The sequence below is a fragment of the Synechococcus sp. RC10A2 genome, from assembly GCF_047502605.1.
Genome location: NZ_JANSHP010000029.1, coordinates 75,794 through 89,987 on the forward strand (window position 1 = coordinate 75,794; position 14,194 = coordinate 89,987).

Consider the following 14,194-nt stretch of genomic DNA (forward strand, 5'->3'; position numbering starts at 1 on the left):
CCTTAGAATCAACCCAACAAGATCAGCCAGGAGTGCCGGGGTTGAGCTGCCCGCTATTGACCCAAGCCACCCTTGACTCAAAAATGACCTCGGCGGCAAGATTATCCTAAGCTAAAAGACTCTGCTTGGATATCTTTGTAGCAGGAGCTACATCTTTGAAGTCTTGTCTCCTGTCCAAGATATGCCTCTAGCGCACTGTTTTGGGACGGTGCAGGCGGGAGGTGCGAGGAAAGTTATATGGGGATCGCGCAGGGTGGGGTTGCCGCCCCTTCTCAGCTAAGCCGTCAGCATTTCACGGTGCGGATGCCGGAGCCGGCCAATCACCTTTTGGAGGTGGAACTACAGATCCAAGAGGTGGATCCAGAAGTACCTCTGCAACTGCGGCTGCCGGTGTGGACGCCGGGATCCTACCTGGTGCGGGAATATGCCCGCCATGTGCAAGAGTTTCAGGCAGCAACGGAGCAAGGGATCCCTTTGGCCTGGCGGAAGGTAGATAAGCACACTTGGGAGATCGAGCCGCCCCGCTGTTCGGCTGTCGCGATCCGCTATCGGGTCTACGCCTACGAGCTGACGGTGCGCACCAACCATTTGGATCTCACCCACGCCTACTTCAACGGGGCGGCGCTCTTTCTCTACGTGCCCGGTCGCGAGCGGGAGCCCTACACCTTGACGATAATCCCTCCCAAACCCGACTGGCACGTCGCCACCAGTTTGCGACCTTTGAGGTCTTCTTCTGAGGATGCTGCTTCCGGCCAGTCTTTTGTGGCGGCAGACTACGACGAGCTGGTGGATAGCCCGGTGGAGGTGGGCCTGCACCAGTTGCGGTCGTTTGCGGTGGAAGGGATCCCTCACTACTTCGTGGTCTGGGGAGCGGGCACCCTAAATTTGGAGCAAGCGGTGGCCGATGCCGAGAAAATTGTCCGGGCCACGGCGGCGTTTTTTGGCGAGCTGCCCTACGACCGCTACTGGTTTATTGTGCATTTGTCAGCCGGGGGATTTGGCGGCCTGGAGCACAAGTACAGTGCCACCCTCAATTATTCTGGACTGGAGCTGCATCAGCCCCACTCCTACCGCCGCTTTTTGGCGCTGCTGGCCCATGAGCTTTTCCATGCTTGGAACGTCAAGCGGCTGCGCCCTCTGGCTTTGGAGAAAATTAACTACAACCAAGAAAACTACGTGGACTGTCTGTGGTTTTGCGAGGGGGCAACCAGCTACTACGAAAATGTCATCTTGCTGCGGGCAGGGATCCTCAGCGCCGAAGATTTTTTAAAGATCCTGGCCGAGCAAATTGGCCGGCTGCAGCGCACTCCAGGTCGAGCCGTACAATCGCTGCGAGAATCCAGTTTCGACGCCTGGATCAAGCTCTACCGTCCCCACGAAAATAGCCTCAACAGCCAGGTTTCCTATTACCTAAAGGGCGCTTTGGTCTGCTGGCTGCTAGATCTGCACATTCGCCACCTCTCAGGGGGGCAGGGATCCCTGGACACGGCCCTGCGGGATCTGTGGCAGCGCTTTGGTCGGACAGAGAAAGGCTACAGCAACCAAGACTTGCAAGAGGCGTTTGAGCGGGCAGCCGGCGCCGATCTCAGCCCCTTTTTCGCCGCCTATGTGGACGGCACGGAAGAGCTAGACTACAACGCCTACCTCCACCCCTTTGGCCTCACCCTCAAGGTTCACTTCAGCCGACCCAACCCTCCCCCCTACCTGGGCCTCAACTTCAACGGCGAAGGCAATCGCATCAGCGCCGTCGAGATGGGATCCCCCGCTCAAAAAGCCGGCATCTGGGCTGGCGATGAGTTGGTGGCCTTGGATGGCTTCCGGGTAAGCGCTGCCAACTTGCCAGAACGCTTGACGGCCTATCAGCCCCACCAGATCATTTGTTTGAGCGTTTTTCAAGCCGATCAGTTGAAACATTTCTGGATCCCGTTGGATCCCCCTCGGCCCGATGTCTACACGTTGGAGGTGTTGCCTGAACTGACTCCTGCTCAAGAAGCCCTTCAGCAAGGCTGGCTGGGATCCCTTGTCGGCGCCCAGCTTCGGTCAGAGGCAGGTCCCCATCTGCTTGAAAATTCACCTATCTCCTCCTAGAATGTTGAGGCAAGCAGGTAATCCAGTTAACTGGAAAGAAAAGTAACAGCAGCAGAGGACAGGAGTATCTGATGGACTTAGTTTTGGTTTTATTGATTGGGGCAGCTGTTGGTTTCTCGGTAGGCATTTACGTTGCTCGCCAGTATGGGGCCAGTCCTAAACTGGAAATCTGGAAACGAGAGATTATCAGAGATATATCTTCGCAGCTAAGCCAACGCAGCCAAGAACTCAACAACCCGGACAAAGCACTCATCAAGTTGAGCGAAGGATTGGTAGACAAGATTTCTCAAAAGTTACAGGAAAAGTTACAGGCCGTCCAAGCTACCCTTGAAGAGTTTAAATTTCGCCTTGCTGACAGCCAGCAAAGCTTGCTACAGGACTGGGGCAGAGACTTTCTACAAGCTATATCTGTAAAGTTGGCCGAACATGGCCAGCAACTGAACAATCAGCTAGCCATTCTGGAAAATCTAGTGGAAGAGGCCAAAGATATTTATCGGCAACTACGGGTTACTATTCAAAGTTCTCATGGATCCGAGATATGCCCAACTGCAAATCAGGACTCCCAGAATGAGCAGGTTACTCAGGTCATTGGTAAAGCACCAGATCCTGAGACACCAGACGAAGTACTAAGAGACAAGGATGGGACAGCTATCGTTGATATATCAAAGATAGAGTCGTTCTTAAACTCAAAAAACATAAAGATAAAAAGCATAGCTGCGGAAGAAAAAGAGGAAAAGCTAGATCAAATAGCCGCCTTTATGGGCAGCCGATACTCTTTTATCAAGAGATTTTATGGAATGGTTAAATCAAACATGAAGAGCGGCAGTTCTTTCTACCTAAACCTTAGAGACGAACCTCCACAAGTAGTCAGTTCAACTTGCCAAGTTGCTAAGGAGTTACACGACATCGCATTTTTGGAAGAGTACAGATACTCTAAGGCGCCCAGATGCCTTTTGGTAGCGAGACCCAGTAGGTCGCGTCAGGCGCTGAATTTTCTGGCAGGGAACTGGCTGGAAAGATATGTTAGGGGCACGCTGATCCGCCTTGTTGAGGCTCACACCAAAAAGATCAGTTTCTCTTACGTCGCGAATGCCCAAGTTACTTTATCGGATGGAGCCGATTTTGAGATGGATCTTTTCTTCCATATCAATGATAAATTCTACTGGGTGGAATCGAAGACAGGTGGGTACCAAGATAAAATACAAAAATACTCCGGAATCGCTCATGAACTCGGTCTTCAGGGAAGCCAAGCTTTCATAGTTTTAACTGATGTTAGTCAAGATACAAGAAGTAGTCTATCTTCCCTCTATCACCTGTCAGTGATTGGCGTCGATGAGGTTGAGTCTACCTTTGATGGGATCCTGAAAAGCCATCTCTGAAAGTCTGAAAAAGTCCCCAAGAGCATCGGCTCAGGCCACAATCTTGACGGCTTGCTCCATACACCACCAGGGATCCTCGGCAAAAGCCGGCATGGGAGTGCTGCCTGCTTTGCCCAGAATGGCCAGCCTGACTTCTCTATCCAGACGGGATCCGGAGCCATAGGGATCGTCAGAGGGGGGCTCCAGCCTTTGTCCTAGAGGGGGCATTGCCATAATGCCCGGCTGCATGCCGGTACTGGTGACCCAGATTTTGAAGCGATCCACCGCCGTTTCTGTGTCTTCGGGCAGTTGCATCTGGAGCAGATAGCGAGGGCCAGAGCCAACTAATACGCTTTCGCTGGGGCGCAGGCGGGCAGGAGAGTCCGGCTGGTAGGGATAGACTAAACCGACGCTGCACTGCCGTTCGTCAAAGACTGTTACATAGACGTGCACCGGCGTAAGGGCCCTGTTGCGCAGGGCGATGGCGAGGTTGCGGCCTGCTTGAATTTGCACCTGGCCTTGGGGATCCCGCGGCAAAGGGCTAACTTCAGCAGGGCTAGAGCCACTGGCCGGCGTTTCCAGTTGCAGAAACTCTACTTCCAGAACACTGCTCAGAGCATCGCTGGCAGGTTGCAGGTTGAGGAGGTTGTCGAAGGCGGCCACATGTTCCAGCAGCCGCACCAGCTTGCGGGGCAGAGCCTGTGGCTTTTTTACCGGGATCCGAAAGGCTGCCAGCGCCACCTCTTCCTCCCGTCGGTAGAAGTGGTAGATGGCATCTGGCAGCATCTCTACCCGCAAGTCCGCTGCTTCTGGGTCGGTGTAGGCTAGAAGCGGCGAGGCCGGCAGAGCCGCCAGCAACTCGGCAACAGGCATTTGCGCTTGGCTGGGATCCGCACAGGTGAAGGCCACCCGCAACGGCTGAAACCGGACGGCAGACATGGGCGATCCTCAGAAAAAATCTCGTGATCCAGATCTACCGGATCTGCAGACCCAGCTCCAGCTTTGCCCTGTGCTGTAACGGCAAAGCATGGCAACGCATCCTGAACCAATCGGGCGTTCGCTTCAGCAGCGCGGAGCGCCTACGCTTGGGGAGAGATGCCTCACTGCCGGCATGGTGAATTAGGGACTAGCCACTGGCTAGCTAAGTGCGCTCGTAGAACCCAAAACTAGGAATCCCTACCCTTTAAGGCAGGGGGCAGGTCAACCAATTCTGAAGGGGTACCCATTACCTCGAGGGAAGTGCTTGCTTTCTGCCAAAGCAACCCGCTATGCTACCGCCCAGATTGAGGCATCCTTCTGTGGCAAGTCAGCAGCTTCGAGTCTATGTCCCCTCTCACCCGCTCATTAAGCACTGGTTAGCTGTGGCTCGCGACGTGGAAACCCCCACGCCCTTGTTTCGCAGTGCTCTATCGGAGCTGGGCCGCTGGCTGACCTACGAGGCGATGCGGGATTGGATCCCAACTCAGGCGGTGCAGGTGCAAACTCCTCTGGAACCTGCTGCAGCAGAAGTTATCGCCCCCAACACGCCGCTGGCCATCGTGCCTATTTTGCGGGCTGGGCTGGCCCTGCTGGAAGGCTGTCAGTCCCTCTTGCCCCAGGCACGGATTTTTCATGTGGGCCTGGTGCGGGACGAAAAGACGCTGCAGGTGAGTTGTTACCTCAATCGCCTGCCGGAGCGGATCCCGGAGCAGATGCGCATTCTCATCCCTGAGCCGATGTTGGCTACTGGCGGCACCTTGCTCTGGGTCTTGGACGAGCTGAAAAAACGGGGAGCGGATCCCAGCTTAGTGAGAATTGTGAGCGTCTTGGCTGCTCCGCCGGGGCTGCAGCGGCTGGGATCCCATTACCCGATGGTGCAAATTTTCTGCGCCATGATCGACGAGCGGCTAAATGACCGGGGGTTTATCCTGCCCGGGCTGGGGGATGCTGGGGATCGCGCTTTCGGCACCTGATCCCTCAAAGGAATCGCGAGTCAAGAGGCTTGCTCTGCCGCTAGTATCGGCTGGGCACGGCAGCAGAGTGTAACATTTGGCATCAATTGCCCCAATGCCGCTCTGGGTGCTTCACTCCTCCAGAAGGTGGCCAAGAAGGGCACGTTGAATTAAACCTCTTCACTTCTGTCAAGGCTGTTGGATGATGGGAATGCTGGCCGCTTGAGCCCCAAGCCCGCCTCAGGGATCCGGCTTGCGCTCCTCGGGCTAGAGGCCGTTTGATCTGGCTAATTGACTGCTGCCAGCGCCTTTTCCTTTCCTGGGCTTATGCGACTTGTCCTCAGCAGTTTGGATGGCAGCCTCTTAGATCCCCAGTCCAACAGCTATGGCGCTGCCCGACAAGCTTTGGCGGCTTTGGAGCGCCGCTCCATTCCCTTAGTGCTCTACAGCCTGCGTACCCGCGCCCAACTGGAACATCTGTGTCGACAACTGCGCCTGGAGCATCCCTTCATCTGCGAGGACGGCTCCGCTATTTACGTTCCCGAACATTACTTTCCCGCAGGCATTTTGGACGAGCGCTGGCAACACCGCCCTCCCTACTACGTGTGTGCCCTGGGATTGCCCTACCCCTGCTTGCGCCACATTTTGCAACAGGTGCGCCAAGATTACCACTTGGATCTCATCGGGTTCGGGGATTGGACAGCCTCGGAGCTAGCTGCCGCCACTGGGATCCCTTTGGAGGAAGCAGAACGGGTGCAAAAGCGGGAATATAGCGAGATTTTCAGCTATTCCGGGGATCCAGCAAGGCTGCGAGAAGCCCTTGCCCAACAAGAGGCCACCCTCACCCAGCACTTGTTACGGCTGCACCAGCTCCACTTCTCCGACCCCTCGCGGTGGTATTTGACCGGCTGGAGGCGGACAACCTTAACCTCAGAGCCCAGTTCCCTACCGGGAGAACAGGCGGTGCGGCTGCTCCTGGATTGCTACCAGCGGCATTTGGGCCCTGTCAGGGCCTTGGGCATCGGCTGCTCCCCCCCAGATTTGGCTTTTTTGCGGTGGGTGGAGCGGAAAGTAGTGCTTCCCAGCCCAATTGCGGATAGCCTCTGGAAGGAGGCCGTTCGCCTCGGCGGGCCAGAGGTTCAGACCCAGTGGCAACTGGCCCGGCTCCCCGGTCCTGAGGGGTGGAACGAAGTGGTGTTGAGGTGGCTGGAGGAAACCGATCATGGGGATGAATAAGCAACAAACCGGTGGACGGACTGCTCCCTTGGGCCTGCGTGTGGTGGGATGCCTGCTGAGTTTGGCGCTAGGACTGCCTGCCTCTGCCCAGCCGCCTATGAATCTGCTCACCGGGGAGCCGACAGTGGCCCAACTCAAGGAAGATGCAGCCCGCTACCTGCAGATGGGCTTTCACACCCTAGCCATCAACGCCTACCGGGCCGCCCTTGAGCTGGAAGACAAAACCAAAGTTCTCCCCAGCGAGCGGGATCCCGACGTGCCTTTTAACCTTGGCCTGATCTACGCCCGCCAGGGCAACCTCCCAGAGGCGCGAGCTGCCTTCCAACGTGCCGTAGAAGTGGATCCCACTAGCTTTAAGGCACGCTACCAATTGGCTCTGGTGGATCTTAAGTTAGGGAACCTGGTAGCGGCCAAGGAGCAGCTTACCCTCTTGGCCCATGCTGCCCGCAGCAATCCCGAAACCTACAGCCACATCCAGTCCCTGCTGGCCCCCCTGGAGTCGGTGCCCTTGCCCAACCAGCAGGCCAGCAACCCGCCTCGCCCTCCAGCCGCTGAGCCAGAAGCAGCCAAGCCTGCGCTCGAGCCCGAAAGGGACAAGACAACCACTCCACGGGCAGCCGCCTCGAAAAAGCAGCCAGAAGAGGAGAAGCCTCTCTCGGCCTTGCAACGGCTACGTCGGCGGGAGTTGGACTAGTCCAAACCGGGCCCAGACAGCTACAGCTTAGGAAGGAGAGCTAACCCCCCCCGAGAGCTACTGGGAGTGGAGCTTTCCCCAGCGCGCTTGACACTTAGGGCATAAAAAAAGGCTGGTATTAAACAGCACTTTTCAAGCTTGCAGGAGCAGCAGTAGAATCCTGCTAGCAAGGCAGCAGAGGCGGGATCCCTTCATGAAAGATTTCTATAGCGAGCTGGAGGTAAAGCCCGACGCGACCTCTGAAGAAATCAAAGAGAGCTACAGGCGGCTTGCCAAAGAGTATCATCCCGATCGGCTTCCTCCCGGTACACCGGAAAAGGCCCGACGGTACATCGAAGAAAAATTTAAGTCCCTTCAAGAAGCCTATTCAGTGCTGAGTGATCCCGTAAAGCGGAAAGCCTACGATTCCCAGAGGCTTTCCCAAACGAAAGGAAACGAACGTGATCTAGGTCTAAAAGCCAAACCAAGCTACAGCACACAAGACGGCAGCACTTGGCCGTTTGACCCTGACAAGATACAGAAAGCTGCCGAGGAGATAGAGCTGCGGAGGCGAAGGATTGAAACCAACTATAACCAGAAAATAGAGCAAGTGAAGTCAGAGCTAAAGAGAAACCTTATTTTAATCGGCATTAAGGAAGAGGATGCCAGAGTTGACTATACCTTCCTTACTAGAGACGAAAACATACAGAGCTGCTTTGTCTTTTTGTTTTTGGGCTTGTTGGCTTTCTTAGGAGGCTGGGGATGGATTGGTGCTATACTCGTACTCATTGCTTTGGTATCCGCTTGGTCGGCATTTTTTGAATCTGGGTATAGTAAAGAGCAAGTGGAAAAAGCCAAAAGTCTCCAAGAAAGGGCAAAGTCAGAAATAGAACTGCGCGAGAAAGAAAAAAGCTCAGAGCTCTCTCAACTGACGCTTTACTGCAGGAGCAGGATCGACTACTTTAAGAGTCTCCCCCTTGAGTCTTTATCCCCTGAGTTTATAAGCGGGCTTAGCGGAGAGGATCAACTCTTCCTGTTGACAGCGATAAAGGAAAGAGCCGACGCTGAAAAGCTAAAGGAGGATCTGAAACTAGCAGCTGGGATCGCTGTCGGTATTGGCATATTAGCCGTCTTGTTTGGTTTGGGCGGCGGATTCTACCCCCATTGATCCTGCTTCCTAAGCCGGCAGGAGCAGTAAAACTTTGGGGTCTGGATCCTCAGACGAGTTTTTTGGCGGCAAAACCAGACTTTGCCACTCTTGGTAGCTGAGGCCAAGCCGAGTCATTTCAGTGATTTCGTATCTGTAGCCTTCCAGTCTCCTGTCCAATTCGATCATGGACTGGGCAGCCGCTATAACCTGATTTGCTCGACTGATGATAGCTTCTCTCCGAGGAGGATCCCAAACTATGCGATCCAAGACTGTCCACCAGCTTGGATCAATCAAACGTGGGGCAATGAGGGCAAGGATAGCATTCTTAGATCTTGTCGGCATACTATCAAAATAGGATTCAATGCTTTGTGCGCTGAAAATATCTGGTCGTATATATTTGTCAAACAGCTTATCCACATCCGATTCACCCTTTACATACTTGAGAATCTCCACGACGCTTGATAGGCTAACTCCTTCTTGGTAAGCCTTGTGAAGATATACTGAAGGTTTCGTGGTCAACAAAAGCTCGACATACTTTCTAATACGAGGTCTTAGAATCTCCTCTGCCTCCGCCAGGCGTTTCAGAGCTATCTCATGCTCCTCCATCTCTAGGTAGCATTCAATCTCTGTAACATAGACTAAAGATAGGATTAAGATGTACTCGCAAGCCAAAATGCCGTCGTTCTTGTTCCAATTGGAATCCCACGCAGCTAGATAATAGTGCTCAGCCTCAAGCAGAGGCTGAATGACCTCGGTTACCAATCGCTTCCTGTTGGTCGAAGAAGACATCTTCAAAGCTATTTCTGCAACATCGATAGCAGACTTAGCTTTGGCAAGAAGCGATCTATCTATGGATTCTCGAAGACTTTCTACGGATGCTTGAAGACTTTGGATTCGAGAATCGATTTGATTGAGTTTAGAGGTAACGACTGCAAAGTCTACGGCAGACAAACCCAAGTTAGTTAGACCAATAGCAGCATTGAATTTGGTTAAGCCTAAGACAGTGTTTAGTTTACCTCTAGTGTCAATTAGCCTTAGGTTGATCTGCCTCAACTGAATGTTGGCAATAATCCCGTTGACTATGTCCACTGCCGGGATGCAATTGCTAATGCTATCTGCGAGTGTCAAGCCTCCAGTTTCTCTCAGCCAGGCCACCACCCGCTTAGAGGCCACTTCTCGCACCACGCCGCCTACGCCTCGTAGGTTCCATTCTGCAGGCCTTTCAGGATGGCTTCGGGGATCTCGAGGATGACTTGCTCGGCAACCATGAGTCAGGAGCTCCCTGCGTTTGCTGCCGTCAAACTAGCACAGAGAAAACCTTCTGAAAATACTTGTACTTGGAGAGTTCGCCAAGGTTTATTCTCAGTTACAGGGGCAAGAGCCTAGCATAGAGATCTAGCCCTCCTCGCTGTTGCGTTGCCGCCATGTCTGAGCCTGCCGGTCGTCTGGTTTGGAACCACTCCACCCACATTTCCGGGCTGATCCCTGTTCTGGAGCGCCTGACTCGACAACCTGGCATTAAAACCGTAACGCCAGGTGCTCTGTCTTGCAGTCGCGGGCGGATCCCGCAGTTGCAGTTGCGGGTTTCCGTGCCCATTCGAGGGGGCTACAAGTTGGTGGCCCGCAAGGGCAGCAGCGTGCAAGAGGTCTTCGTGGTTACCGACCTCAGCCAGTTGGAGCTGGAAGCAGCGATTCGCCGCTGTTTAGAGTAGGTTTGAGTTCTCTTGGCAACGCAGTCCCGCCTCTTGGGCGCGCTATGTCCCGCGCTAGCGTCAAGCCCGCCCGTATCAGCGCCGTCCTGCCCGGATCCCTAGCGGCAAAGGTGGGCATTCGGCCAGGGGAGGCCCTGGTGAGCATCAACGGCGAGAAGCCCCGCGATCTCATTGACTATCGCTTCTTGTGTGCCGATGAATATCTCTGCCTGGAGATCCTGGACAGCCAAGGGATCCGGCGCATCGTCGAGCTGGAAAAAGACATCGATGAAGATCTGGGGCTGGAGTTTGAGACGGCTTTGTTCGATGGCCTCATCCAATGCACCAACGCCTGCCCCTTTTGCTTCATCGACCAACAGCCCCCTGAAATGCGGGCAACGCTGCACCTTAAAGACGACGACTACCGCCTCAGCTTTCTCTACGGCAGCTACCTCACCCTTACCAACTTGACCGCTGCCGAATGGGATCGCATCGCCCGCCTGCGCCTTTCCCCCCTCTATGTCTCGGTTCATGCCACGGAGCCGGAGCTGCGCAGCCGCCTGCTCAAAAACCCGCGCGCCGGTCTGATCCTGGAGCAGTTGGCCTGGTTTCGCCAACACCGCCTGCAAGTGCATGCCCAGGTGGTGGTCTGCCCGGGCTGGAACGATGGAGAGCACCTCACCCGCACGCTCTTGGATCTGGCCGCTTTTCGCCAACCTGTCGAAGGGATCCCAACCGTCCTCTCGGTGGCGGTGGTACCGGTGGGGCTGACCCGCTTCCGCCCCCCCAATGACGAGCTGATCCCGGTGGATGCCGCCAAGGCGGCGGAGGTGATTGCGCAGGTAGAAGCGCTGCAGGCGCAGTTTCGGCAAGAATTGGGGTCCACCTTTGCCTGGCTGGCCGACGAGTGGTACTTGCTGGCAAATCGAGAATTGCCGCCGGCAGAGCACTATGAAGATTACCCCCAACTGGGGAATGGAGTGGGATCCCTGCGCCTGTTCTTGAGCGAGTTTGAGCAGGTGCGGCTGCCGACTGGGATCCCTTCTCCTCTCAAAGTTCTCTGGGTGGTGGGCAACGCAGTGGAGCGAGCCTTCCAGCCGGTGGTGGAGCGGATGAACAGCATCCCCAGGTTGCAGTTGCATCTTCTGCCCATTGCCAGCCAATTCTGGGGACAAACCCTGACGGTAACCGGACTGTTGACGGGGCAAGACATTCTGGGCGCTTTGAAATCGGTTGAAAACTTGGCAAGTTACGACGGCCTGCTTTTGCCCCAGATCGCCCTCAAGGATGGGGAGCGCTTTTTGGACGATCTCACCTGGCAAGAGTTGCAGGCCCAAGTGGGGATCCCGGTGATGCGGGTGGATGGGGGCCCGGCGGGCTTGCTGCAGGCGGTGCAGCGGCTAGGATCAAGGGCGACCTCGAGCGGGACGCTGTGAGGCTATGCAGCGGCTACAGCGAGGGTTGGTTCTCTTGCTTTGGGCGGGGCTGGGGATCCTGGCCATCACAGCTTTGGCCTCTTTCTATGTCGATCTGGCCTGGTTTGCCGAGCTGAATGCCCTGCCGGTGCTCTGGACGCGGGTGCTGGCTCGCTGGGGGCTGGGCCTGGGCGCCTTTGCCTTTGCCCTGGCGGTGGTGGGATCCAACATCCGCGCCTGCTGGCGGGGGGCAAGCACAGCCGGGGCCTGGGCCATTGCCCTGGGGTTGAGCGGCGGCTTGGCCTGGTCTCTTTCTCAGCACTGGTTCGCGCTGCTGCTCTGGTTGCACCAAGTCCCTGTCGGCGAGTCCGATCCAATCTTCGGTCGCGACCTGGGCTTTTTTCTTTTCGGCCTGCCCTTCTGGGAGACACTGCAGCAGTGGTGCTTCAACCTAGTGCTGCTCACTTTGATCACGGTGGCGCTTATTTACCTAGTGGAGCTGGGGCTATCGGAGCAGCGGCTGACGCTGGCTCTGTCTTTATTTGCCCAACGGCACCTGCTGATCTTGGGGGGAGCTCTGTTTTTGCTTCGTGCCTGGGGCCATTGGCTGGAGCGCTACGAGCTGCTCTATTCCACCCGCGGCGTCGTCTTTGGCGCCGGCTTTGCCGATGTGCACGCCACTTTGCCAGCTACCACGTTGATGAGCGGGGTGGCTTTCCTGACAGCAGTTGGCTTCTGGGCTTTGGCCCGCCAGGGGATCCGATTCAACCTTCCCTTGTTCAAGTCTTGGTGCCCTGCCTGGGCCAGTTCCCTGCTGGCGCCGGCCCTGCTCTGGGGGGCCTACCTGGGGTTTGGGCTGCTGACCACCCGGCTTTACCCGCAACTGCTGCAAACCCTTTTGGTCACGCCCAACGAGCTGGAGCTGGAGCGCCCCTACATCGAGCACAACATCCGTTTTACTCGCGCCGGCTTTGGCCTGGCCGAGGTGGAGGTCAAGCCCTTCCCAGAAGAGGGATCCCTGACCTGGGAGATCCTGCAGCAAAATCAATCCACCCTGCGCAACGTGCGTCTTTGGGATACAGAACCCCTCTTGGCCACCTATCGCCAACTGCAGGAGATCCGCCCTTACTACCAATTTCCCTATGTGGATGTGGATCGCTACCGCATCGGGGGAGAGCTGCGCCAAGTGATGCATGCAGCGCGCGAGCTGGACTTTGCCCAGGTACCACCGGCTGCCCAAACTTGGGTTAACCGGCGCTTTTTCTACACCCACGGCTATGGCCTCACCCTCAGCCCAGTCAACGTGGTTACTGCTGAGGGGCTGCCGGACTTTTTCCTATCGGATATCCCACCGCGGGTTTCCCCCCGCTATCCAGAGGTGGCGCAGGTGCTGCGGGTGGAGCAGCCGGCCCTCTACTACAGCGAGCTGACCACCACCGACGTGTTCGTGGGGGCCCTGGACTATCCCGCTGCCGATCGCTATGTCTACAGCAGCTACCGCGGCACGGGCGGCGTGCCCATCCCCCACCTCTGGCAACGGCTTCTCTACGCCTGGCACTTCCGGGATCTGCGCATCCTTCTCAGCCGCGAGCTCTCCCCCAGCACCCGCTTCCTCTATCGCCGCCAAATCCGGGAACGGGTGCGCCAGGTGATGCCCTTTTTGCTCTACGACCAGGATCCCTACCTGGTAATTCAAGGGGGCAGGCTCTACTGGTTTTTCGACGCCTACACCACCAGCAGCCACTACCCCTACTCCGAGTACTTGCCTGACTTTCCCTTCAACTACATCCGCAACTCTGTCAAGGCGGTGCTGGACGCCTACAACGGCAGCATCGACTGGTACATTGCCGACCCTCGGGATCCCCTCATCCAAGCCTACGCCCGCATCTACCCCACCCTGTTCAAGCCGCTAGAGGCCATGCCGGAGCCGCTGCGGCAGCACATCCGCTACCCCCAAGATCTCTTCCGGGTGCAGGTGCAGCAATTTGCCACTTACCACATGACGGATCCCCGTGTTTTCTACAACCGGGAAGACCAGTGGCAGATCCCCAACCAGTTCCGCAAGCGGCGGCGCCTGCCCATGCAGCCCCAGTACCTCATCCTCACCTTGCCAGAGGATCCCCAAAAGGGATCCCCAAACCAGCCCGAGTTTGTCTTGCTTTCTCCCTTCACCCCCCTCAACAAACAAAACATGGTGGCCTGGATGGCGGCCCGCTGCGATGGGGAAAACTACGGCAAGCTGCTGGTGTACGAGTTTTCCAAGCAGCGCCTCATCTACGGCCCAGAGCAAGTAGAGGCGCGGGTCAACCAGGATCCGGCCATTTCCGAGCAAATCGCCCTCTGGAACGAACACGGGTCGCGGGTGAACCTGGGCACCCTGCTGGTCATCCCCATCGAGACCTCGCTTCTCTACATCCAGCCCCTCTACCTGGAGGCAGAACAGGGCCGCCTGCCCCAGCTCACCCGGGTCATCGCTGCCTACGAAGACCGGGTGGTGATGGAGCCCACCCTCAGCCAGGCTCTGGAAGCCCTCTTCTCCCCCACCGGCAGCCGCCGCTCCAACCGCTGAGGCCGGGATCCCTTCTCAGATTTCTAAGGGTAGTTGACAGAACTTAACGGATGATTTAAGGTTAGGTTGTCAATCTTCGCGCT

The 14,194-nt window shown here is 56.3% G+C and carries 11 protein-coding genes; 9 read left to right on the forward strand and 2 right to left on the reverse strand.

The features are described from left to right. Positions 1-237: 237 nt before the first annotated feature. Positions 238-2,088 (forward strand): M61 family metallopeptidase, encoded by a 1,851-nt coding sequence (locus tag NW848_RS03340; RefSeq protein ID WP_414508836.1) that lies wholly within the window; start codon positions 238-240, stop codon positions 2,086-2,088. Between the two features lie 71 nt (positions 2,089-2,159). Continuing rightward, positions 2,160-3,467 (forward strand): hypothetical protein, encoded by a 1,308-nt coding sequence (locus NW848_RS03345; protein WP_414508837.1) that lies wholly within the window; start codon positions 2,160-2,162, stop codon positions 3,465-3,467. Between the two features lie 30 nt (positions 3,468-3,497). On the opposite strand, the gene NW848_RS03350 is transcribed toward NW848_RS03345, so the two are convergent. Continuing rightward, positions 3,498-4,385, reverse strand: coding sequence for a hypothetical protein (locus NW848_RS03350; RefSeq protein WP_099887431.1), 888 nt, complete (start codon positions 4,383-4,385; stop codon positions 3,498-3,500). 329 nt (positions 4,386-4,714) lie between these two features. On the opposite strand from NW848_RS03350, the gene upp reads away from it, so the two are divergent. The 4 genes from upp to NW848_RS03370 all read left to right on the forward strand — a co-directional run bounded on the left by upp (position 4,715) and on the right by NW848_RS03370 (position 8,454). Further along, positions 4,715-5,398: a uracil phosphoribosyltransferase gene (upp, locus tag NW848_RS03355; RefSeq protein ID WP_414508838.1), complete on the forward strand. Its 684-nt coding sequence runs from the start codon at positions 4,715-4,717 to the stop codon at positions 5,396-5,398. Between the two features lie 306 nt (positions 5,399-5,704). After that, positions 5,705-6,613 (forward strand): HAD hydrolase family protein, encoded by a 909-nt coding sequence (locus NW848_RS03360; protein ID WP_099813378.1) that lies wholly within the window; start codon positions 5,705-5,707, stop codon positions 6,611-6,613. Next, positions 6,606-7,307 (forward strand): tetratricopeptide repeat protein, encoded by a 702-nt coding sequence (locus tag NW848_RS03365; RefSeq protein WP_228375243.1) that lies wholly within the window; start codon positions 6,606-6,608, stop codon positions 7,305-7,307. Before NW848_RS03360 ends, NW848_RS03365 begins: the two co-directional genes overlap by 8 nt. 193 nt (positions 7,308-7,500) lie before the next feature. Next, entirely contained in the window at positions 7,501-8,454 is a 954-nt protein-coding gene (locus tag NW848_RS03370) for a J domain-containing protein (RefSeq protein WP_099813111.1), read from the forward strand. Positions 8,455-8,463: 9 nt separating this feature from the next. Here NW848_RS03370 and NW848_RS03375 read toward each other — a convergent pair whose 3' ends face one another. Next, positions 8,464-9,618, reverse strand: coding sequence for a hypothetical protein (locus NW848_RS03375; protein WP_414510459.1), 1,155 nt, complete (start codon positions 9,616-9,618; stop codon positions 8,464-8,466). A gap of 242 nt (positions 9,619-9,860) precedes the next feature. On the opposite strand from NW848_RS03375, the gene NW848_RS03380 reads away from it, so the two are divergent. Genes NW848_RS03380 through NW848_RS03390 form a run of 3 tightly spaced genes read left to right on the forward strand, consistent with a single transcriptional unit; the run spans position 9,861 to position 14,111 of the window. Then, entirely contained in the window at positions 9,861-10,148 is a 288-nt protein-coding gene (locus tag NW848_RS03380) for a DUF2103 domain-containing protein (RefSeq protein WP_011430637.1), read from the forward strand. Between the two features lie 44 nt (positions 10,149-10,192). Beyond that, positions 10,193-11,563, forward strand: coding sequence for a TIGR03279 family radical SAM protein (locus NW848_RS03385; RefSeq protein ID WP_414402865.1), 1,371 nt, complete (start codon positions 10,193-10,195; stop codon positions 11,561-11,563). A gap of 4 nt (positions 11,564-11,567) precedes the next feature. After that, complete coding sequence (locus tag NW848_RS03390; protein ID WP_414508839.1) at positions 11,568-14,111, forward strand: UPF0182 family protein; 2,544 nt, start codon at positions 11,568-11,570, stop codon at positions 14,109-14,111. Positions 14,112-14,194: the final 83 nt, after the last annotated feature.

Excerpts from the sequence above, each read along its gene's own strand:
- NW848_RS03340 (WP_414508836.1), top strand. The coding sequence starts at position 238 with ATGGGGATCGCGCAGGGTGGGGTTGCCGCCCCTTCTCAGCTAAGCCGT.
- NW848_RS03345 (WP_414508837.1), top strand. The coding sequence starts at position 2,160 with ATGGACTTAGTTTTGGTTTTATTGATTGGGGCAGCTGTTGGTTTCTCG.
- NW848_RS03350 (WP_099887431.1), bottom strand. The coding sequence starts at position 4,385 with ATGTCTGCCGTCCGGTTTCAGCCGTTGCGGGTGGCCTTCACCTGTGCG.
- upp (WP_414508838.1), top strand. The coding sequence starts at position 4,715 with ATGCTACCGCCCAGATTGAGGCATCCTTCTGTGGCAAGTCAGCAGCTT.
- NW848_RS03360 (WP_099813378.1), top strand. The coding sequence starts at position 5,705 with ATGCGACTTGTCCTCAGCAGTTTGGATGGCAGCCTCTTAGATCCCCAG.
- NW848_RS03365 (WP_228375243.1), top strand. The coding sequence starts at position 6,606 with ATGAATAAGCAACAAACCGGTGGACGGACTGCTCCCTTGGGCCTGCGT.
- NW848_RS03370 (WP_099813111.1), top strand. The coding sequence starts at position 7,501 with ATGAAAGATTTCTATAGCGAGCTGGAGGTAAAGCCCGACGCGACCTCT.
- NW848_RS03380 (WP_011430637.1), top strand. The coding sequence starts at position 9,861 with ATGTCTGAGCCTGCCGGTCGTCTGGTTTGGAACCACTCCACCCACATT.
- NW848_RS03385 (WP_414402865.1), top strand. The coding sequence starts at position 10,193 with ATGTCCCGCGCTAGCGTCAAGCCCGCCCGTATCAGCGCCGTCCTGCCC.
- NW848_RS03390 (WP_414508839.1), top strand. The coding sequence starts at position 11,568 with ATGCAGCGGCTACAGCGAGGGTTGGTTCTCTTGCTTTGGGCGGGGCTG.